This window comes from Algiphilus sp., from assembly GCF_023145115.1.
Lineage (GTDB): Bacteria > Pseudomonadota > Gammaproteobacteria > Nevskiales > Nevskiaceae > Algiphilus.
Window position 1 is genome coordinate 167,703 of record NZ_JAGLEJ010000016.1, and the last position, 19,925, is coordinate 187,627.

Genomic DNA, 19,925 nt, shown 5'->3' on the forward strand with positions numbered 1-19,925 from the left:
GGCCTCAGCCGCGCTGCATCAGGCGCCGCGTGGCGCTGCCGACGAGCCGCTGGTAGCCGGTCGGCAGCAGCCGCTGCATGGCATCGACGGCGTAGGCGTCCGGACCGATCAGCACGCGCCGGGCGTTGCGTGCGACGCCGCGCAGGATGGTGTCGGCGGCCGACTCCGGGGTGGTGATGAAGAGACGCTCGAAGCGCTTCTTGCCGGCCTCGGCGCCGTCGGGCGCAATGCCGTCCATGTTGTCGGCGAAGCGCGCCGCCTGCGCGATGTTGGTCTTGATGCCGCCCGGATGCACGGTGGTGGCGCTGACGCCGCAGTCGGCCATGTCGAGCTCCTGGCGCAGCGCCTCGGTGTAGCCGCGCACCGCGAACTTGGCCGCGTTGTAGGCACCCTGCGAGGGCACGCCGATGAGGCCGAAGATGCTGGAGATGTTGACCACGTGGCCGTCCCCGCCGGCCTTGAGGTGCGGCAGGAAGGCCTGCGTGCCGTGGACCACGCCCCAGAAGTTGATGTCCATCAGCCAGCGCAGGTCGTCGTCGGACATGCCGTCGATGGGGCTGCCCAGCGCGACGCCGGCATTGTTGAAGATGAAGTGCACCGCGCCGTGCTCGGCCGCGACCGCCTCGGCCCAGCTCGCCACCTGCTGCCTGTCGGCGACATCGACCAGCGCCGTGGTGACGCGCACGCCGCTTTCGGCCAGCGCGCCGGCAACCGTCGCCAGCGCCTCGCCGTTGACGTCGGAGAGCGCCAGATGACACCCGTGCCCCGCCAGGCGATGGGCCAGCGCACGGCCGATGCCGCTGCCGGCACCGGTGATGGCGGCCACGCGCCCGGCGTAGCGTCTGCCCGGTCGACTCACGATGCGGTCTCCTTCGCTTCCGCGCTCGCCGGCACCATGCGGTAGTCGCCGGTGCGCATGCGGCGCATGGCGTGGCGATAGGCGAAGGTAAAGCCGGGCCACAGCGTGGTGTTGCGCCCGCTGGGCTGATGGATGTACCAGCTGGTGCACCCGGTGGACCAGGCCGTGCCCCTGGCGTGGGTCTCGTCGATCCAGGCGTTGAAGCGGGCCTGGGCATCGGCGCGCGGCTCGATCGCGGCGAGACCGTTGCGCTCCATGCGCTCGAGACAGTCGATGATGTAGCCGATCTGGGTCTCGATCATGAACACCATCGAGTTGTGACCGAGGCCAGTATTCGGGCCCACGATGAAGAACAGGTTCGGGAAGCCGGCCATGGCCGTTCCGTAGTACGCCTGCGGACCGCTCTCGTCCCAGCCCTCGGTGATGTCGCGCCCGTCGCGACCGATGATGGTGCGCGGCGGGATCGGGTCCTGGGCCCGGAAGCCGGTGCCGTAGATGATGACGTCGGCCGGCCGCTCGGTGCCGTCGGCCGTTACCACGCCCTTCTCGGTGATGCGCGTGATGCCGTCGGTCACCACGTCGACGTTGTCACGGGTGAGCGCCGGATAGTAGTCGTCGCTGATCAGCACGCGCTTGCAGCCGATCTCGTAGTCGGGCGTGAGCTTGGCGCGCAGCTCGGGATCGCGCACCTGCAGGCGCAGATAGGTCTTGGCGATGGCGCGCACCATGCGCAGCAGGCGCGGCTCCAGCACGAAGGCGACCGCGCGCGACTCGAGGCGCGCATAGAGTGCCGTGCGCGCAATGCGCTGCAGCGCCGGGAAGCGTCGGTACAGCGCCCGCTCGAGGGCCGTGATCGGCCGATCCGGTTTCGGCATGATCCAGGCAGGTGACCGCTGGTACAGGTCCAGTTGCGCGACTTTGGGCGCAATTTGCGGCACAAACTGGATGGCGCTGGCGCCCGTGCCGATCACCGCTACGCGCTTGCCCGCGAGGTCGATGTCGTGGTTCCAGGTCGCCGAATGGAAGGTCGGACCGGCGAAGTCTCCGGTGCCGGGGATATCCGGAATCGCCGGATTGCTCAATCCGCCCATGCCCGAGACCACGACGCGCGCCGAGAAGCGCGCGCCGTTGGCGGTGCGGACGTCCCAGCGCTGGGCGCCGGCGTCCCACTCCATGCCGTTCACCTCGTGCCCGAAGCGGATGTGGGGCATGAGCGCGTACTTCTCGGCGCAGTGCTCGAGATAGCGCCGGATCTCCGGCTGCGGCGCGAAGGCGCGCGTCCACTCGGGGTTGGGCTCGAACGAGAAGGAGTACAGGTGCGACTGCACGTCGCAGGCGCAGCCCGGGTAGTGATTGGCGCGCCAGGTGCCCGCGACGCCGTCGTCGCGCTCCAGCACGACGAAGTCGTCGCGACCGCGCTCCTTGAGGCGGATCGCCATGCCGAGACCGGCGAATCCGGTGCCGACGATGAGGACGTCGACCCGGGTGGGCCGCGCAGTGGCGCGGCTTGCGTCGAAAGCCATGCGGTGCTCCGTAACAGTTACATCGATTGATGTAAGAATACCGCGGTGCACAACTCGGGTGCAACCCGCACCGCCGCCGAGTTTTATTCCGGCGCCAATCGCGTTAAGGTGTTAGGGCTTCATGGTCGCTTCCGGCGCGCTTCATGTGCGCGTTGTCGATGGTGGCCACGCCCTGATGGCGAAATGTGCTTGCTGGATCCAGGAGTCCGGCCGCGTTTCGTTGTTGTCCATGCACCGCCACAGGAACACATCATGAAATCTGCGAACGAGCAACACTTCGGGTCCGACCCGATCGCGGTCCGCGACTCGGACCATTTCACCGCGGAGTACACCAAGTCCTTCGCCGAAAAGTGGGATGACCTGATCGACTGGGACAGTCGCGCCGACTCCGAAGGCCGCTTCTTCATCGATCTGCTGAAGCAGCACGGCAAGCACAAGATTCTGGACGCCGCCTGCGGCACCGGCTTCCACTCGGTGCGCCTCATGCGCGAGGGCTTCGACGTGGTGAGCGCTGACGGCGCGCCCGAGATGCTGTCGATCGCCTTCGACAACGGCCGCAAGTACGGCATGATCCTGCGCACCGTCCAGGCGGACTGGCGCTGGCTCAACCGCGACGTGCACGGCAAGTTCGACGCCATCATCGTGCTCGGCAACTCCTTCACGCACCTCTTCGACGAGCGTGATCGCCGCAAGGCGCTGGCCGAGTTCTACGCCGCGCTGCGGCACGACGGCATCCTGATCCTCGATCAGCGCAACTACGACCGCATCGTCGACAAGGGCTTCTCGTCGAAGCACAAGTACTACTACTGCGGCGATCAGGTCTCGGCCGAGCCCGAGCACGTCGACGAGGGTCTGGCGCGCTTCTGCTACAGCTTCCCGGACGGCTCGCAGTACCACCTCAACATGTTCCCGCTGCGCAAGGACTACACGCGCAAGCTCATGCACGAGGTCGGCTTCCAGAAGATCGACACCTACGGCGACTTCCAGGAGACCCACCGCGAGGACGAGCCGGACTTCTACATCCACGTCGCCCACAAGGACTATCACTCCGGGGACGAGTCCTGATGGCGAAGTACGACGACGCCGCGATCAACACTGCCCGCGACTACTACAACAGTGAGGACGCGGACAACTTCTACTTCCACGTCTGGGGCGGAGAGGACATCCACGTCGGCCTTTACAAGGACGATCAGGAGCCCATCCGCGACGCCAGTCACCGCACGGTCGAGCGCATGGTCGAGCGGCTCACCAACCTGTCCAGGGACAGCAAGGTGCTCGACGTCGGCGCCGGCTACGGTGGTTCCATGCGGCATCTGGCGCGCACCGTCGGCTGCCACTGCGTGGCGCTCAACCTGAGCGAGGTCGAGAACGACCGCGACCGCGAGATGAACAGGGAGCAGGGGCTCGATCAGCTCATCGACGTCGTCGATGCCGCGTTCGAGAAGCTCGACTACCCCGACAACAGCTTCGACGTCGTCTGGTCGCAGGACGCCATCCTGCACAGTGCCGAGCGCGAGACCGTGCTGGCCGAGGTGGCGCGCGTGCTGAAGCCGGGCGGCGAGTTCGTCATGACCGACCCGATGGCGGCCGACGACTGCCCCGAGGGCGTGCTCGAGCCGATCCTCGCGCGCATTCACCTGCCCAGCCTCGGCACGCCGGGCTTCTACGTGGAGACCGCGAAGAAGCTGGGTCTCGAGGACCTCGGCTTCGAGGACCACAGCCATCAGCTGCCGCGCCACTACGGCCGCGTGCGCGCCGAGCTCACGCGTCTGGCGCCGGAGCTCAAGGGCAAGGTCAGCGACGAGTACATCGAGCGCATGAAGACCGGCCTGGGCCACTGGGTCAACGGTGGCAACAACGGCCATCTCGCCTGGGGCATCTTCCACTTCCGGAAGGCCTGAGGCGGACCGGTCCGGCGCGGCCCGTAAGGCCGCGTTCACGGATCCGTGGCACCCTTGCAGGGCCGGGCGGCGCAGCCGTCCGGCCCTTCTTTATGCCCGACGCCCATGAAGCCGATCCGCGACTGGTTCCAGCGACAGTTCTCCAACCCGCAGGTGGTGAGCCTGCTGCTGGTGCTGCTGCTGTTCTGGGTGCTGGTGACCTTCTTCCCGAGCACCTTCATGCCGGTGTTCGCGGCGGTGGTGCTGGCCTATCTGCTGGAGGGGCCCACCGGCAGGCTGGAACGCATCATGCCGCGCTGGGCCGCCTCGACACTGGTGTGGACGGCCTTCATGACGCTGGCGCTGGCCGGCCTGTTCACGCTGCTGCCGCTGCTCACCCGCCAGATCACGCAGCTCATCACCGAAGTGCCCACCGCGATCCGGGCCCTGCGCGACTGGATGATGACGCTGCCGGCGGAATACCCCAACATCTTCTCGGCCGATCAGCTGCGCGAGTTCGCCGACGGCCTCAACATCAACGTGTCGCGGATCAGCGACGAGATCCTGGCGCGCAGCTACATGGTCGGTGCCGGCATCACGCTGGCCGTGGTCTACGGCGTGCTGGTACCGCTGATGGTGCTCTTCCTGCTGAAGGACAAGCGCAGCATCATGGGGTGGCTGCGCGGCTTCCTGCCCGCCGACATCTCGCTGCTCAACCACGTCTGGACGGACATCGACCAGCAGATCGCCAACTACGTGCGCGGCAAGGTGATGGAGATCGCCATCGTCTGGGCGGTGACCTACGTCGTGTTCGTGACGCTGGGCCTGAACTACGCGGCATTGCTCGGTCTCATCACCGGGGTCTCGGTGCTGGTGCCCTATGTCGGCGCCACGCTGGTGACGCTGCCGGTGGCGGCGGTGGCCTATACCCAGTTCGGCATCGGACCCGACTTCATCTGGGTACTCGTGGCCTACGGCGTGATCCAGATGCTGGACGGCAACGTGCTGGTGCCGGTGATCTTCTCCGAGACCAACGACCTGCACCCGATCGCGATCATCGTCGCAGTCCTGTTCTTCGGCACGGTCTACGGCTTCTGGGGCGTGTTCTTCGCCATACCGCTGGCGACGGTGGTGGCCGCCGTGCTCAAGGCCTGGCCGCGCCAGCGCCAGGACGAGCCACCGGCACCGCCAGCGCAGCAGCTGGAGCAGTCGGCCGACTGAGCCGCGCGACGGCTGCGGCATAATCCGCGGACAGACTGCTAGGGGGACATCGATGCGCGAGGCGATCACCAAGCTGGCACTGCGCGGCTTCTTCAAGCCCTTCATCGGCCCGCCGATGGGCTACGGCTTCCAGCGCCGCTGGGCGAACGCGCTCAGCGTGGTCAATCCACCCGCGCGCGGCGTCGACTACGAGCGGATCGTGCTCGACGGCGTCGACTGCGAGGTGATCACGCCGCGCGCGGAGGTGGTGCGGACGGTGGTCTACGTGCACGGCGGCGGTTACGTCATCGGCTCGCCCGCCACCCAGCGCGCCATCACCAGCCATCTGGCCCGCGCGGCGACGGCCCGCGTGATCGTGCCCGACTATCGGCTGGCGCCGGAGCATCCCTGGCCGGCCGGCCTCGACGACGCGCTCGCGGTCTGCAGGGCGGCGGCGCAGCGCTACGGCAGCTACGCGCTGGCCGGTGACTCCGCCGGTGGCGGCATGGCGCTGTGTGCCGCCCAGCGCCTGCGCGACGACGGCGGGCCGCAACCCGACGCGCTGGTACTGATCTCGCCCTGGATCGATCTCAGCAACAGCCAGCCCAGCCATGCCGAGCGCGCCGAGCGCGACCCGATGCTGCGCGGCGCCTGGGCCGACGAGAACGTGCGGGTCTATGTCGCCGGCCAGGGCGAGCCCGAGGATGCGCGCTGGTCGCCGCTGTTCGGCAACCAGCGCGGCCTGCCCCGGACGCTGATCCATGTCGGCAGCGAGGAGATCCTGCACGACGACGCGGTCGCACTCGACGCCGCCATGCGCGAGACCGGGGTACCGGTGACGCTGACCGTCTTCGACGGGATGTGGCACGAGTTCCACATGCACGCCAGCACACTGCCGCGCGCCCGCGAAGCCGTCGGCGCCATCGCCGCCTTTCTCGCCGATTGAGCGGCGCCGTCAGGCGCGCGGAAAGACCAGCAGGTTCTGGAAGGCGTACCCGACCACGCCGTCGCGGTCGAAGAGGGTGGCGCTGCTGAGGCCGAAACCGCCGGGCTCGATGCGGGTACGCGCGGCGCTGCCGGTCCATTCGCCGGTCGGCGGCCGATTGAGCAGGACGGTGAGATCGCTGTTGGCGAAGACGAAGCGGTCGAAGGGCGTCTCCCAGCTCAGCCCGTTGCAGAAATCGGCCGACGCGCACACGCGAACCACGGCGCTGTCCGCGCGCCCGGCGATCAGCGGCATGGCCGGCCGGAACCACGCCGTGGCCGGGCCCGGACGGGCGTCGCTGCCGCCGGCGAGCCGGATCTCCATGCCGGTGGCGTGGAAGGCCGCCCGATCGGGCATGCCGGCGAAACGGACCCGCTCGTGGCACTGCTCCGGTTCCGGGACTTCGGGCGCCGCATCGGGTGCGCCGAAGGCGGGCAGCCCGTCGGGGTCGCCGGCGCGCTGCATCAGTACCAGCGCCTCGGCCGCCACGCGGTCTTGCGCGTCGCGCAGCCGCAGTCGCACGCGCTGCACCGAGCGGCCGCCATCGACGGCGCGCTCGATGCGCAGCGGCGCCATCGGCACCGGCCTGGGCAGCTCCAGGCTCAGTCGGCGCAGTTGCCATTCGCCCTCGATGCCGGCCATGGCGTCCTCGGCGAGCGACGCCATCAGCGCGGCGGGAGCGCCGCCGTGCTGCGCATCCTCGCGCCAAGGCCCGGCTGCGTGTACCGACGGCGTGACGGTATCGCCGTCGACGGCGAGGACATGATCCGCGCTCACGCCGCGGATCCGATATCGACCACCACGCGGTAGCGCGCCTTGCCGTCGCGCAGGTGCTGGATCGCGTCGTTGACCCGGTCGACCGGGAAATGCTCGGTCTGCGCGACGATATCGTGGCGGGCGCAGAAGTCGAGCATGGTCGCGATGGTCGCCGGGCTGCCGGTCGGCGAACCCGAGATGCTGCGCTGCCCGCCGATCAGCGAGAAGGCGGTCACCGGCACCGGTTCCAGCACGGCGCCCACGAAGTGCAGACGGCCGCGCGGCGCGAGCGCCGCGACGTAGCGCTTCCACGGCAGCGTGGCGTTGACCGTGACGATGATCAGGTCGAAGCGGCCCGCGGCGCGCTTGAGCGCGGCGTCGTCATACGACGCGATGACCTCGTGCGCCCCCATGGCGCGCGCCTCGTCGGCCTTGGCCTCGGTGGAGGTGAAGGCGGTGACCTCGCAGCCCCAGGCGCGCGCGAACTGCACGGCGAGATGACCGAGCCCGCCGATGCCGACGACGCCGACGCGGTCGGTGGGCCGGATACCGAGCTCGACCAGGGGCGAGAACACGGTGATGCCGCCGCAGAACAGCGGACCGGCCTCGCTGCCCGCCACGCCGTCGGGGAGCGGCGTCACCCAGCGCCAGTGGGCGCGCACCGACTCGGCGAAACCGCCGTGGCGACCGACGATGGTCTCCTCCACCGTGCGGCAGAGATGATGATCGCCCTGCGTGCAACTCCCGCAGTGGAGGCAGCAGCCCGACAGCCACCCGAGCCCCACGCGCTGACCGACCGCGAGCCCGTGAGTGTCGCGCCCCAGCGCGGCCACCCGGCCGACGACCTCGTGTCCCGGAACGAAGGGGTACTGGCTGCGCCCCCATTCGTTGTCCAGCATGGACAGATCGGAGTGGCACAGCCCGCAGTGCTCGACGGCGATCTCGACGCCGTCGTCCGGCAGCGGGCCGGGATCGAAGGTCGTCGGGGCCAGCGCGCCACCGGCCTGCCCGGCGGCCCAGACACGGATGCTCGACATTCAGGGTCTCCGCTTGGATCGACGGGGAGGATAACCGTGGCGCCGCGGATGCGCGCGCACCGCGACTGCGCCATCATCGGCGCGGGAGGAGAGACGAATCATGCAGGAAGCCGATCTCGGCGGACGCACCGCACTGATCACCGGCGCATCGAGCGGGCTGGGCATCGACTTCGCCCGCGAGCTGGCCCGCCGCGGTGCCGACCTCGTCCTGGTGGCGCGGCGGGAGGACCGCCTGAACGAAGTGGCGGAGAAGCTGCGCGCCGCCTTCGATGTTCGAACCACGGTGGTCGCGGCCGACCTGGCCGACCCGCACACGCCGGAGATGCTCTACCAGACCCTGGCGGCGCAGCACCGGATCGACATCCTGATCAACAACGCCGGCTTCGGCCTCTACGGCAACGAGCTGGACATTGCCTGGCCGGACACGCGGCGCATGCTGCAGGTCGACATCGTCGCGCTGACCCACCTCACCAAGCTGTTCGCGCAGGACATGCGCACGCGCGGCTGGGGGCGCATTCTGCAGGTCGCCTCGATCGGCGGCTATCAGCCGTCGCCGAGCTACGCCGCCTACTCGGCCGCCAAGTCCTACGTGCTGCATTTCGGCGAGGCGCTCAACGCCGAGCTGCGCGGCACCGGCGTGAGCTGCACGGTGGTGTCGCCGGGCGTGGCGGCCACCGAGTTCCTGGCGGTGTCGGGGCAGCGCCTGAACGGGTTCCATCGCGCCACCATGATGCGCAGCGCCAGGGTCGCAGCGATCGGCATCCGCGCCATGCTGCGGGGCCGCAGCAGTGTGGTAACCGGCCTGCTCAACCAGCTGATGGTGTTCTTCGTGCGCTTCACGCCACGCGTCCTGCAGGCACGCATCGCGGCCGTGCTGATGCGCAATTGACCACGGAGGTTCCGATGAACGGGCGACGCATCGTGATTCCGATACTGCTACTGGGAGCCGGCTCCGCGCTGGCCCACGACAGCGACGAGCATGGCGTCACGCCCGAGACCGAGCGCGAACGCGCCCGCGAGCTGCGCGCCGACGGGCCGCAGGAATCGCGCGGCATCGAGGGCGTCGACAAGCTGGGCAGTGTCTCGCTGGCCGGCGAGATTCCCGACGACAGCGATCGCGTGCTGCGCGCGCGCGAGCTGCGCATCGCGCCCGGCGGCGTGGTCGCCGTCCACCGTCACCAGCAGCGACCCGGCGTGGCGTACATCCTCGAAGGCAGCATCGTCGAGCACCGCAACGATGCCGCCGAGCCGATCACGCGCGGACCGGGCGCAGTGGCCTTCGAGCGCAGCGGCGTCACCCACTGGTGGGAGAACCGCAGCGACACAGCTGTGCGCGCGCTCGTCGTCGATATCGTGCCGGCATCCGAGTCCGAACGCTGACCGCCCCCCTTTCCGCCGCCTGCAAGGAGTTCAGCCATGCCGCTCCCCGTTACCACCCTCTATGCCGGCCTGCTGGCACTGCTCTTTCTTGTCCTGTCGGTCCGCGTCGTGCAGCGGCGCGGCTCGGCCGGAGTCAGCCTCGGCGACGGCGGCGATCCGGCGCTGAACCGCCGCATCCGCGCCCATGCCAACTTCGCCGAATACGTGCCGCTGCTGCTCATCCTGCTGGCGCTGCTGGAGAACGGCGGCACGCCGGACCTGTTGCTGCATGCCTTCGGCATCGCGCTGCTGGTCGGCCGCCTGGGACATGGCTACGCACTGGCCTTCGCCAGGCATTTCCCGCCCGGGCGGATGGCCGGCGCCGCGCTCAGCTTCCTGGCGCTGCTGATCGGCGGCGTCGGCTGCATCTGGCTGGCCCTGCAGGGGCTGTGAGCGCGGATCTCGCGCTTGCGAACCTGGTGGTCGACCAGCTCGCCGACTGGGCGCCGGTATCGGCGCGACGCATGTTCGGCGGTGTCGGGCTGTTCCGGGAGGGGCGCATGTTCGGGCTGGTATTCGACCAGACCCTTTACCTGAAATGCGCCGACGCGGTGCGCAAGCCATTCGACGATATCGCCGCACCGGCTTTCACCTACGCCCGCGGGGGGCGCACCGTGGCCTTGTCCTATCGGCAGCCGCCTGGGGGCATCATCGATGATCCGGATGCGCTCACCGAGTGGGCGCGCCTCGCCTGGCGCGCTGCACGCGGACTGCCACAATAGGCAACTTTCGTTACTCACGGCAATCAAGGAGACCCGGTATGGCGTTCGACTACACCGACCGCACGGTATTCGTCGCAGGCGGCACCAGCGGCATCAATCTCGGCGTCGCACAAGCCTTCGCCCGCGCCGGCGCCCGCGTGAGCGTTCTGTCGCGCCGCCAGGAGAAGGTCGACGCCGCCGTGGCGTCGCTGCGCGAACTGGGCGCCGAGGCGGCCGGGTTCGTGGCCGACGTCCGCGACTATCCCGCGGTCGAGCAGGCGCTCAAGGATGCGCACGAGCGCTTCGGCGCCATCGACGTGCTGGTCTCGGGCGCCGCCGGCAATTTCCCGGCGAAGGCCACCGGCATGTCGGCGAACGCCTTCAAGTCGGTGGTCGAGATCGACCTGCTGGGTACCTATCACGTGCTGCGTGCCGCACACCCGATGATGAAGAAGCCGGGTGGATCGATGATCAACATCTCGGCGCCGCAGGCCTTCCTGCCCATGAACATGCAGATGCACGTCTGCTCGGCGAAAGCCGGTGTCGACATGGTGACGCGCGTGGGTGCGCTGGAATGGGGCGGTGACGGTCTGCGCGTCAATTCGGTGGTGCCCGGCCCGATCGCCGACACCGAGGGCATGGAGCGCCTGGCACCCACCGAGGGTGCGCGCCAGGCGGTGATGGAGAGCGTGCCGCTCAAGCGCTACGGCCAGTCCAGCGAGATCGCCGATTGCTGCCTGTGGCTGGGCAGCGGGATGGCCGCCTATGTCACCGGCGCGATCATTCCGGTCGACGGCGGCTGGTCGCTGGGCGGCGCGTCCACGCTCGGCACCGGCTTCGAGCGCTTCGCGCAGTCCTGACGCGGCGCGGCGGCGGCGCTCGGCTCCTGCGGGAAGCCGATTGCCATCCGCTATCGTCGACAGTGCGAGAGGTTACTGGCTTCCGGCATCGTCCCGGGGGATGATGCGTCGAGCGCAGCCGACCCGACTCGGGACGCGCGGCCGTCATGGACCTTCACCATGATCGCTACCCGCCACGGTCCCGTTCGCTGAAGCTGCGCACTGCGCATACCCGAACGAGACAAGGCAGGAGGCGATCATGGAAGGCAACACGCAACCGAACGACGGTGCCGGCAAGTGCCCCGTCATGCACGGCGCCCGCACGAGCCTGGTAAGGGGCAAGGGCTCCCAGGACTGGTGGCCCAACCAGCTCAATCTTTCGATTCTGCACCAGCACGGTCCGCTGCCGGATCCGCTCGACGCGGATTTCGACTATGCGGAAGCCTTCAAGAAGCTTGACGTCGAAGCGCTCAAGAAGGATCTCAAGAACCTGATGCGCGAATCCCAGGACTGGTGGCCGGCCGATTTCGGCCACTACGGGCCGCTGTTCATCCGCATGTCCTGGCACGCCGCCGGCACCTACCGCATCGGCGATGGCCGTGGCGGCGGCGGCACCGGCGCGCAGCGCTTCGCGCCTACCAACAGCTGGCCGGACAACGTCAACGTCGACAAGGCACGCCGCCTGCTGTGGCCGATCAAGAAGAAGTACGGCAACAGTCTGTCGTGGGCCGATCTCATCGTTCTGGCCGGCAATGTCGCGCTCGAGGACATGGGCTTCAGGACCTTCGGCTTCGGCTTCGGCCGCGAGGACATCTGGGAACCGGAGGAGGACATCTACTGGGGCGCCGAGGACGAATGGCTCGGCTCCGGCAAGCGCATCACCTCAGAGGAGCGCGACCTCGAGAACCCGCTGGGCGCGACCCACATGGGACTGATCTACGTCAATCCGGAAGGGCCGGAGGGCGAGCCCGACCCGGTGAAGGCCGCGCACGACATCCGCGAGACCTTCAGCCGCATGGCGATGAACGACGAGGAAACCGTGGCGCTCATCGCCGGCGGCCATACCTTCGGCAAGACCCACGGCGCCGGCGATACCGCGCATGTCGGCCCCGCGCCCGAAGCCGCCGGCATCACCGAGCAGGGCCTGGGCTGGAAGAGCAGCTTCGGCTCGGGCGCCGGTGACGACGCCATCGGCGGCGGGCCCGAGGTCACCTGGACCAGCAAGCCCACCGAGTGGAGCCAGCAGTTCTTCGATCGTCTGTTCCGCTACGAATGGGAGCTCGAGAAGAGCCCCGCCGGGGCCTATCAGTGGGTGGCCAAGGATGCCGAGGCCGACATCCCCTACGCCCACGACCCGAGCAAGAAGCGCAAGCCGACCATGCTCACCACCGACCTGTCGCTGCGCTTCGACCCGGCCTACGAGAAGATCTCGCGGCACTTCCACGACAATCCGGACGCCTTCGCGGACGCCTTCGCGCGCGCCTGGTTCAAGCTCCTCCACCGCGACATGGGGCCCAGGGAGCGCTACCTCGGACCGGACGTGCCGAAGGAGGACCTGATCTGGCAGGACCCGGTGCCGGCGGTGGACCACGAGCTCATCGACACGAGCGACATCGCGGATCTCAAGCAGAAGATCCTCGCCTCCGGCCTTTCGGTCGGCGACCTGGTGTCCACCGCCTGGGGCGCGGCCTCGACCTATCGCGACTCCGACAAGCGTGGCGGCGCCAATGGCGCGCGCATCCGGCTGGCGCCGCAGAAGAACTGGGCGGTCAATCGGCCCGAGCAGCTCGCCACGATCCTGAAGACCCTCGAGGGGATCCAGAAGGATTTCAACGATGGGCAGTCCGGCAACAAGCGCGTCTCGCTGGCCGACCTCATCGTGCTGGGCGGCAACGCCGCGGTCGAAAGTGCTGCCGCCGAGGCCGGGCACAGCATCGAGATCCCGTTCCATCCGGGGCGTACCGATGCCTCGGCGGAGTGGACCGATGCCGATTCATTCGCTCCGCTCGAGCCGCAGGCGGACGGTTTCCGCAACTACCGCAAGGCACGCTTCACGGTGCCGGCCGAAGAGCAGCTTCTCGATCGCGCCCAGCTGCTGAAGCTCACCGCGCCCGAGATGACCGTGCTGGTCGGCGGCATGCGCATGCTTGGCACCAACGCCGACGGCTCCTCGCATGGCGTGTTCACGGAGCGACCCGGAACGCTGAGCAACGACTTCTTCGTCCATCTGCTCGACATGGACCTGAAGTGGGTGCCCACCTCCGAGGACGAGGAGCTCTTCGAGCTGCGCGACCGCGCCACCGACCAGGTGAAGTGGACCGGCACAAGGGTCGACCTGGTGCTGGGCTCGAACTCGCAGCTGCGCGCCATCTCCGAGGTCTACGGCCAGGATGACGCGCAGGAGAAGTTCGTGCGCGACTTCGCCGCGGCGTGGAACAAGGTCATGAACGCGGACCGCTTCGACCTGCTCTGACCCGCATCTGCGCGGGCGCTCCGGTGGTGGAGCGCCCGCGCAACACCGCCGGCTAGAGGTAGGACGAGAACAGCCAGAAGAAGGCGTCGCGCAGCCGCGCCGGAAGGCGACGCCGCTGCAGCGCCTCGTGCTCCACCGGGCGGCTTCGGCGCTCGATGGCATCGAAGCGGCCGTTGATGATGGATGCCAGCCGCTCGTCGTAGCATTCGACCGCCAGTTCGAAATTGAGGCGCAGGCTGCGCGGATCGATGTTGGCGGTGCCCACCTGCACGTAGTCGTCGTCGACGACGAAGAGCTTGCTGTGCGCGAACGGCGGCGGCTGCAGCAGCACGCGGACACCGGAGACGAGTAGCGGCGACAGCATGTTGCGCGTGGCCCAGTCGACGAAGCGCAGGTTGCTCTTCTCTGGCAGCACGATGATCACCTCGACCCCGCGCAGCGCAGCCGATTCCAGGGCCGCGGTGAGCACCGGGGAGGGCAGGAAGTAGGGTGTCATGATGCGCACGCGCCGGCGCGCCACACCCACGGCCGCGAGCAGCATGAAGGCAAGCTTGTCGAGATCGTCGTCGGGCCCGTCGGTGATGAGACGGGCGATGGCGCCATCGGGCTCGGGCGCGGGTGGTGGTGGCAGCGACAGCTGCTCCCAGGCGGCCATGCGCCAGTCCTCCGCGAAGGCCCGGGCCAGCTGGGACACCACCGGCCCGGTCACGCGGAAGTGCACGTCGACCACCGGGTGGCGAACGCTGGCCTCGCTGACCCGGTGGTACTCGGCGATGTTGATGCCGCCGGTGAAGGCGGTGCGTCCGTCCACCACCAGCAGCTTTCGGTGGTTGCGCAGATTGATGTGCAGCATGGGCGGAAACAGCTTCGGCGGCAGGAAGCGCACCGCCTTGATGCCGCGCCGGCGCAGCCAGAAGATCGGGAAGGTCAGACCGTAGTAGGCGCCGATGCCGTCGATCATGACGCGCACCTCGACGCCGCGCTTGACGGCGCGCTCCAGCGCGCGCATGAACTGGCGGCCGGTGCGATCGTTGCGGAAGATGTAGCTCGCCAGCCAGATCGTCTCGCGCGCATTGTCGATGGCCGCGAGCATGGCCGGGTACGCCGCGTCGCCGTCGAACAGCGGCTGCACGTGATTGCCGTCCAGGGCCGGCCGCCCGGTCAGCGTGTCACCGGTCCGCGCCAGCGCCTGGAGACTGTCCGGGATGGGCGGCAGATGCGCCAGCGCCTCGCCGGCCGCCGGCCCGTCCGGGACGTCGAGCAGCATCCGCGCCCGGCGGCGCACGCGGTTGATGCCGAAGAGGTAGTACAGCAGCGCGCCCGCCAGCGGGAACAGCAGGCAGACCGCGATCCAGCCCCAGGCCGCGCGCGGATCGCGCGCATTCAGCAGCGCGTGTCCGCCGGCCCAGAAAGCGGCCAGCGGATAGCCCGCCGCGGCGAGCACGCCCAGCGCCGAGAACAGCTGCGCCGGTTCCAGAGGCACCGTCACGAATCGGGCACGCGCAGATCGATGGCGAGCGGCGCGTGATCGGAGAGCTGCAGCGGCAGCGCCGACACCGAGAGCAGTTCCAGATCCGGCGTCACCAGCACCTGATCGAGCGCCCGCCGCGGCCGCCAGCTCGGGTAGGTCTTGGGCGCGTCGTGCGCCGGCCGGAAGCCCCGGGCGCGGAGCGCCGGATGGTCGCGCAGGAAATCGGCCCCGCTGTTGAGATCGCCCATCAGCACCACCCGGCGGTCGTCGCCCGCGAGATCCGACAGCTGCTCGAGCTGGCGGCGGCGGTCCCTGCCGCCCAGCGACAGATGCGCCGACAGCAGCGTGAGATCCGACAGCGCGTCGTCGAAGCGCAGACGCAGGGCCGCCCGGCCGGGAATGCGCGATGCCAGGCTGTGGGATTCCTGCGACACCGGCGCCACGCGCGCCATCCAGCCGTGGCAGTGCCGCGCGACCGGCTGCAGGTCCCGCGTGACGATGTAGCCGCAATGGTTGAAGCCGGCGCGCTCGGCGAGGAACTCGATCTGGTTGCAGTCGCGCGTGCGCAGACTGCCCGCATCGGCCTCCTGGATGGCGACGAAATCGTACTCGGACAGCAGCTCGGCGATGCGCTCCAGATTGCCGCTCTGCGAGCGCGACGGCCAGACATGGCGCCACGCGCCGCTGACCATGTGGCCGTAGTCGCGCGTGTGCAGGCCGACCTGGATGTTGTAGGTCAGCAGGCGCAGCGGCTTGTCGGGGGACTCGGCCATGTCCCCGATTCTACGTCCAGGGTGCTGAGCGGCGCGCGAACGGAAACGGGCCCGCCAAAGCGGGCCCGTTGTGCATGATCCGGCCCGACGGGCCGGAAAGGGGCGGGACGCGATCAGTCGTCGACGGTCACGCCGTTGATGGTGGCGCTGAGTACCTCGACCTGGTCGGTGCGCACGCCGTTGTCGGGGTCGAGCTCGTAGAACAGCACTTCCAGACCCGATTCAACCGAGTAGTGGGTCACTAAGGGCTCGTCCTCCTCCTCTTCGACGATGTAGACAAGGTTGGTATCGAAACGGCAGGTCTCGATGCTCCTTCCGTCGATCTGGATCGTCTCACGACCGATATAGGTCGTGGTCGCGCGCACCGTGCCACTCTCGTTGTCCTCGATATCGCTTTCTTCGATCACGATGGTCTGCGTCACGCTCTCGCCCTCGGCGAGATCGAAGGGGGCGAGGAGCGCGGCAGGATTGAGGGTCTCGGTCTCGAGCAGTTCACCGGTCGACGGGTCTCTGATCTCGTCGCCGAGCAAGGCAAACGAGGGGCGCGTGAAATCGACCTGAAAGAAGGTGAGCTCGTCGACAGGCTCACCTTGCCCACCGTCCACCGTGCTGGGAGAACGGAGCCGAATCGCCGTGCGCCCGTCGAAGGTGACCTCCCCGTCGGTGATCACCGTTTCGGTGTATTCCTCAACGAACTCGAGCTCGCCCGGCGTGCCACCGAACTCACCGTCGTTGCGGCCCTCGTAGCGCACCGTCTGAACCACTTCCGTGCCTTCCTGCCACAGGACCGGATTGAAGCAGGCCGCTGCCGAGCTGACCGACTCGGGCGCTCTGGTGAACGTCCGGTTGAGCTCGAAGGAGGTCGCGCGTGTTTCCGTAGTTTCTCCTGAGCCGACGGGGGAACGCGCCAGCTGGAAGGTATCGCCCTCGACGCGAACGAGCGAGTAGAAGAACCCGCCCTCGGTCAGGTTGCGGATGTCGATCTCGCTGGCCGGCTCGCCATCCGCGGCCTGGACCTGCTCGCCCACGGCCACGGTGAGCTGCTCGCTGTAGCTGTCTTCAGGCGAGCCGAGGCAGGACCCGTTCAGCCAGACCGATTCGGTCACGGTGACATCGGTGCCATCGAAGGTCCAGGAGCCCTCGAAGGATTCGCTACCGTCGTCGGCTGCATCGCACGCGAAGTCCCATGTGCCCTGCAGCGCATCGATGACCGCATTGTCGACATCGAAGCAGACGGTATCGACATTGGAGACGAGGTTCTCGGCATCACGACCGCTGATGGCGACGCAGAACTCGCCCGCGCCGATGTTTGACGGTATGTCGATGTCCAGCACGACCGTCTCCAGCGCCTTGGTGCCACTGCGCGACTGGGTCTCCGAGCCCAGCAGGACCTCGGCGTAGCGGTCGGAACCAACCACCTTGGCGAAGATAGCCGACAGCGCCGAGCCGGTCTCGAAATTCAGACTCAGCGAGGCGCTGCCGCCCGACGGAACCCCGACCTGCCGGGTCGCCGCCTGCAGCACCGGATCGTTGCCGGTGCTGGTCGGGGCCGGCGGATCGCCGTCGAGCAGGCTGGCGTCGCGATCGCCCACCTTGATGAGGATCGTCTCCATCACCGCGTCGGGCTCGGCGCCCGGATCGATGGTGCCGGACCCGCCGCCGCCACCGCCGCCGCCGCACGCGGCAAGCAACGCGCTGCTCGACAGCAGCGCGATCAGTACGCCTCTTGAAGTCTTCATTGTTGTTTTCCCCTGGGGAGTGCTGCGATCGACCGATCGCACGGAAGGTCGCGGCTTCGGTGCCGCAACCGGGAACGTCCGGTGCCGGGGCACGAACGACTCCCTCGAAGAGGCGTCGCGCCGCGCACGGACAGGTCATCACCGCCGATCCCTTTCGGCGGTGCGGTGGTGGCGACCGCCACCGACCCGCTGCGGCTCATGGCTGGCTGAGCACGTCATGGCTTCAGTCTTCCACGTCAGTAAGTCCCGAACAACCTCGATTCGGGGGGAATCGCAGCGGATATGAACGAATATGTGCCGAAGATCACGGTTGCGCCCGGCCCGTGAGCCGCTCGCTGCCGCGTCATGCCCTGGCTCGCCGCACGTTCCCGTGGATGGCGCAAGCGTAGTCGGACGCCGGCGGCGTGGTCATCACACCCAGGTGTGATGCGTGCGCGGGATCAGGTGCCCGACAGGCGCCGGGCGGTGGCACCAGCGCACGGGCGTGCGGGCGTGCGGGTGCATGGGCATGTTCCGGCCGAACCGCGCCGCGCTGAGTGACGCGTGGCAGTTTCGGGCATTTCACTGCCGTGGCGCGCACGCGTATCTGCCGGCACGCGTTACGTCGCGCCACCCGGCCGCTCTCACCAGGCTCGATTCCTGCCTCGCCAAGTGACGCGCGGGGGCCGTCCTGGCCTCCGCCTTCGCCGCGCTGCGAAGCGCCACTGGCGCTTCGGTCGGGCTGTCACTACGCTCGGCTCCTGCCTCGCCAAGTGACGCGCGGGGGCCGTCCTGGCCCCCGCCTTCGCCGCGCTGCGAAGCGCCACTGGCGCTTCGGTCGCGGCTCAGTCCTCCGGCTCGTAGGCGAGGTTGGGGGCGAGCCAGCGCTCGGCTTCGCTCTGCTCCCAGCCCTTGCGCTTGGCGTAGTCGGCGACCTGGTCGCGGTTGATGCGGCCGACGACGAAGTAGCGCGACTCGGGGTGCGCGAAGTAGAGCCCGGACACGGCGGCGCCTGGCCACATGGCCATCGACTCGGTGAGCTGCATGCCGGTGTTGTTCTCGACGTCGAGCAGCTCCCAGATCGCCTGCTTCTCGGTGTGCTCCGGGCAGGCCGGATAGCCCGGGGCCGGGCGGATGCCCCGGTACTTCTCCTGGATCAGCGCGTCGTTGTCGAGCGCCTCGTCCGGGTCGTAGCCCCAGAACTCCTTGCGCACGCGCTCGTGCATGCGCTCGGCGAAGGCCTCGGCGAGACGATCCGCGAGGGATTCGAGCAGGATGGCGTTGTAGTCGTCGTTGGCCTTCTTGAATTCCTCGGCCTTCTCGCTGCTGCCGATGCCCGTGGTGACGGCGAAGGCGCCGACGTAATCCTTGAGGCCGGTTTCCGACGGCGCGACGTAGTCGGAGAGGCTCCGGTTGGGTACGCCCTCGCGATGCTCGCTCTGCTGGCGCAGGCAGCGCAGGCGCAGTCGCTCGCTGCTGCGCGACTCGTCGCTGTAGACGGCGATGTCGTCGTGCTCGACCTGGTTGGCCGGGAAGAGGCCGATGACGCCGTTGGCGGTAAGCCACTTCTCCTCGATGATCTGGTCGAGCATCGCGTTGGCCTCGTCGTAGAGCTTGCGCGCGGTCTCGCCCGATGCCGGGTTGTTGAGCACGTCGGGGAAGCGGCCCTTGATCTCCCAGGCGTTGAAGAAGGGGCCCCAGTCGATGCAGTCGCGCAGCTCGGCCAGCGGGTAGTCCTTGAAGACCTTCACGTACTCGGGCGAGTCGCCGGCTTCGCTGATCAGCTTCGGCACGGCCGGCTCGTAGCCTTCCCAGTCCGGCACGCTGCGGTTGGCGCGCGCCTTGTCGATGGGCAGCAGCTTCTCCTGCTTGTTCTTGCCGGCGTGGCGCTCGCGGAGCTTGGCGTAGTCCGCCTTGAGCTCATCGATCATCGCGTCGCGGGCATCGTTGTCGAGCAGCTTGGCGACGGTGGGCACCGAGCGCGAGGCGTCCTTGACCCACACCACCGGGCCCTTGTAGCTGGGCTCGATCTTGACCGCGGTGTGCGCGCGCGAGGTGGTGGCGCCACCGACCAGCAGCGGGATGTCGAGACCCTGGCGCTCCATCTCCTTGGCGAAATGCACCATCTCGTCGAGGCTGGGCGTGATCAGGCCGGACAGGCCGATGATGTCGGCGTCGTGCTCCTTGGCGGCGTCGAGGATCTTCTGCGCAGGCACCATGACGCCGAGGTCGATGACCTCGAAGTTGTTGCACTGGAGGACGACACCGACGATGTTCTTGCCGATGTCGTG

General features: G+C 68.6%; 18 protein-coding genes. 10 read left to right on the forward strand and 8 right to left on the reverse strand.

From position 1 onward, the window contains the following. Positions 1 to 4 precede the first annotated feature (4 nt). Together KAH28_RS06310 and KAH28_RS06315 are read right to left on the reverse strand one after the other, a co-directional pair. Positions 5 to 859, reverse strand: a complete 855-nt coding sequence (locus tag KAH28_RS06310) for an SDR family oxidoreductase (RefSeq protein ID WP_290575132.1) — start codon at positions 857 to 859, stop codon at positions 5 to 7. Continuing rightward, complete coding sequence (locus KAH28_RS06315; protein ID WP_290575133.1) at positions 856 to 2,382, reverse strand: NAD(P)/FAD-dependent oxidoreductase; 1,527 nt, start codon at positions 2,380 to 2,382, stop codon at positions 856 to 858. Before KAH28_RS06315 ends, KAH28_RS06310 begins: the two co-directional genes overlap by 4 nt. 252 nt (positions 2,383 to 2,634) lie before the next feature. Here KAH28_RS06315 and KAH28_RS06320 point away from each other — a divergent pair, with 252 nt between their 5' ends. From KAH28_RS06320 to KAH28_RS06335, 4 genes are all read left to right on the forward strand, one after another. Next, the gene (locus tag KAH28_RS06320; protein WP_290575134.1) at positions 2,635 to 3,447 is read left to right on the forward strand and encodes a class I SAM-dependent methyltransferase; all 813 of its coding nucleotides are present in this window, start codon (positions 2,635 to 2,637) and stop codon (positions 3,445 to 3,447) included. Beyond that, positions 3,447 to 4,283 carry a methyltransferase domain-containing protein gene (locus tag KAH28_RS06325; RefSeq protein ID WP_290575135.1) on the forward strand — a complete coding sequence of 279 codons (837 nt, stop codon included), beginning with the start codon at positions 3,447 to 3,449 and terminating at the stop codon, positions 4,281 to 4,283. The genes KAH28_RS06320 and KAH28_RS06325 overlap by 1 nt, the downstream gene beginning before the upstream one ends. 105 nt (positions 4,284 to 4,388) lie before the next feature. Then, positions 4,389 to 5,483 carry an AI-2E family transporter gene (locus KAH28_RS06330; RefSeq protein ID WP_290575136.1) on the forward strand — a complete coding sequence of 365 codons (1,095 nt, stop codon included), beginning with the start codon at positions 4,389 to 4,391 and terminating at the stop codon, positions 5,481 to 5,483. Between the two features lie 52 nt (positions 5,484 to 5,535). Next, positions 5,536 to 6,408, forward strand: a complete 873-nt coding sequence (locus KAH28_RS06335; RefSeq protein WP_290575137.1) for an alpha/beta hydrolase — start codon at positions 5,536 to 5,538, stop codon at positions 6,406 to 6,408. A 9-nt stretch (positions 6,409 to 6,417) separates the two neighbouring features. Here KAH28_RS06335 and KAH28_RS06340 read toward each other — a convergent pair whose 3' ends face one another. Beyond that, positions 6,418 to 7,224 carry a thioesterase family protein gene (locus KAH28_RS06340; protein ID WP_290575138.1) on the reverse strand — a complete coding sequence of 269 codons (807 nt, stop codon included), beginning with the start codon at positions 7,222 to 7,224 and terminating at the stop codon, positions 6,418 to 6,420. Next, entirely contained in the window at positions 7,221 to 8,240 is a 1,020-nt protein-coding gene (locus tag KAH28_RS06345) for an NAD(P)-dependent alcohol dehydrogenase (protein ID WP_290575139.1), read from the reverse strand. The genes KAH28_RS06340 and KAH28_RS06345 overlap by 4 nt, the downstream gene beginning before the upstream one ends. 100 nt (positions 8,241 to 8,340) lie before the next feature. Between KAH28_RS06345 and KAH28_RS06350 the strand changes: the two genes are divergently transcribed. The 6 genes from KAH28_RS06350 to katG all read left to right on the forward strand — a co-directional run bounded on the left by KAH28_RS06350 (position 8,341) and on the right by katG (position 13,672). Beyond that, a complete protein-coding gene (locus tag KAH28_RS06350) occupies positions 8,341 to 9,129 on the forward strand; it encodes an SDR family oxidoreductase (protein ID WP_290575140.1) in 789 nt (262 codons plus the stop codon). A 14-nt stretch (positions 9,130 to 9,143) separates the two neighbouring features. Beyond that, a complete protein-coding gene (locus KAH28_RS06355) occupies positions 9,144 to 9,620 on the forward strand; it encodes a cupin domain-containing protein (RefSeq protein ID WP_290575141.1) in 477 nt (158 codons plus the stop codon). 36 nt (positions 9,621 to 9,656) lie between these two features. Next, positions 9,657 to 10,052: an MAPEG family protein gene (locus KAH28_RS06360; RefSeq protein WP_290575142.1), complete on the forward strand. Its 396-nt coding sequence runs from the start codon at positions 9,657 to 9,659 to the stop codon at positions 10,050 to 10,052. Then, a complete protein-coding gene (locus tag KAH28_RS06365; RefSeq protein ID WP_290575143.1) occupies positions 10,049 to 10,381 on the forward strand; it encodes a TfoX/Sxy family protein in 333 nt (110 codons plus the stop codon). The genes KAH28_RS06360 and KAH28_RS06365 overlap by 4 nt, the downstream gene beginning before the upstream one ends. Positions 10,382 to 10,419: 38 nt before the next feature. Beyond that, positions 10,420 to 11,220, forward strand: a complete 801-nt coding sequence (locus KAH28_RS06370; RefSeq protein ID WP_290575144.1) for an SDR family oxidoreductase — start codon at positions 10,420 to 10,422, stop codon at positions 11,218 to 11,220. Between the two features lie 238 nt (positions 11,221 to 11,458). Then, positions 11,459 to 13,672, forward strand: a complete 2,214-nt coding sequence (katG, locus tag KAH28_RS06375) for a catalase/peroxidase HPI (protein WP_290575145.1) — start codon at positions 11,459 to 11,461, stop codon at positions 13,670 to 13,672. Positions 13,673 to 13,724: 52 nt separating this feature from the next. Here the strand turns inward: katG and KAH28_RS06380 are convergent, their stop codons facing one another. The 4 genes from KAH28_RS06380 to KAH28_RS06395 all read right to left on the reverse strand — a co-directional run. Beyond that, positions 13,725 to 15,161, reverse strand: coding sequence for a phospholipase D-like domain-containing protein (locus tag KAH28_RS06380; RefSeq protein ID WP_290575146.1), 1,437 nt, complete (start codon positions 15,159 to 15,161; stop codon positions 13,725 to 13,727). Then, the gene (locus KAH28_RS06385; protein WP_290575147.1) at positions 15,158 to 15,916 is read right to left on the reverse strand and encodes an endonuclease/exonuclease/phosphatase family protein; all 759 of its coding nucleotides are present in this window, start codon (positions 15,914 to 15,916) and stop codon (positions 15,158 to 15,160) included. The genes KAH28_RS06380 and KAH28_RS06385 overlap by 4 nt, the downstream gene beginning before the upstream one ends. A 113-nt stretch (positions 15,917 to 16,029) precedes the next feature. Then, positions 16,030 to 17,697, reverse strand: a complete 1,668-nt coding sequence (locus KAH28_RS06390) for a hypothetical protein (protein WP_290575148.1) — start codon at positions 17,695 to 17,697, stop codon at positions 16,030 to 16,032. Positions 17,698 to 18,479: 782 nt separating this feature from the next. Further along, positions 18,480 to 19,925, reverse strand: a 1,446-nt coding sequence (locus tag KAH28_RS06395; protein ID WP_290575149.1) for a vitamin B12 dependent-methionine synthase activation domain-containing protein, incomplete at its 5' end; no start/stop codon positions are given.

Excerpts from the sequence above, each read along its gene's own strand:
- KAH28_RS06315 (WP_290575133.1), bottom strand. The coding sequence starts at position 2,382 with ATGGCTTTCGACGCAAGCCGCGCCACTGCGCGGCCCACCCGGGTCGAC.
- KAH28_RS06320 (WP_290575134.1), top strand. The coding sequence starts at position 2,635 with ATGAAATCTGCGAACGAGCAACACTTCGGGTCCGACCCGATCGCGGTC.
- KAH28_RS06325 (WP_290575135.1), top strand. The coding sequence starts at position 3,447 with ATGGCGAAGTACGACGACGCCGCGATCAACACTGCCCGCGACTACTAC.
- KAH28_RS06330 (WP_290575136.1), top strand. The coding sequence starts at position 4,389 with ATGAAGCCGATCCGCGACTGGTTCCAGCGACAGTTCTCCAACCCGCAG.
- KAH28_RS06335 (WP_290575137.1), top strand. The coding sequence starts at position 5,536 with ATGCGCGAGGCGATCACCAAGCTGGCACTGCGCGGCTTCTTCAAGCCC.
- KAH28_RS06345 (WP_290575139.1), bottom strand. The coding sequence starts at position 8,240 with ATGTCGAGCATCCGTGTCTGGGCCGCCGGGCAGGCCGGTGGCGCGCTG.
- KAH28_RS06350 (WP_290575140.1), top strand. The coding sequence starts at position 8,341 with ATGCAGGAAGCCGATCTCGGCGGACGCACCGCACTGATCACCGGCGCA.
- KAH28_RS06355 (WP_290575141.1), top strand. The coding sequence starts at position 9,144 with ATGAACGGGCGACGCATCGTGATTCCGATACTGCTACTGGGAGCCGGC.
- KAH28_RS06360 (WP_290575142.1), top strand. The coding sequence starts at position 9,657 with ATGCCGCTCCCCGTTACCACCCTCTATGCCGGCCTGCTGGCACTGCTC.
- KAH28_RS06370 (WP_290575144.1), top strand. The coding sequence starts at position 10,420 with ATGGCGTTCGACTACACCGACCGCACGGTATTCGTCGCAGGCGGCACC.
- katG (WP_290575145.1), top strand. The coding sequence starts at position 11,459 with ATGGAAGGCAACACGCAACCGAACGACGGTGCCGGCAAGTGCCCCGTC.
- KAH28_RS06385 (WP_290575147.1), bottom strand. The coding sequence starts at position 15,916 with ATGGCCGAGTCCCCCGACAAGCCGCTGCGCCTGCTGACCTACAACATC.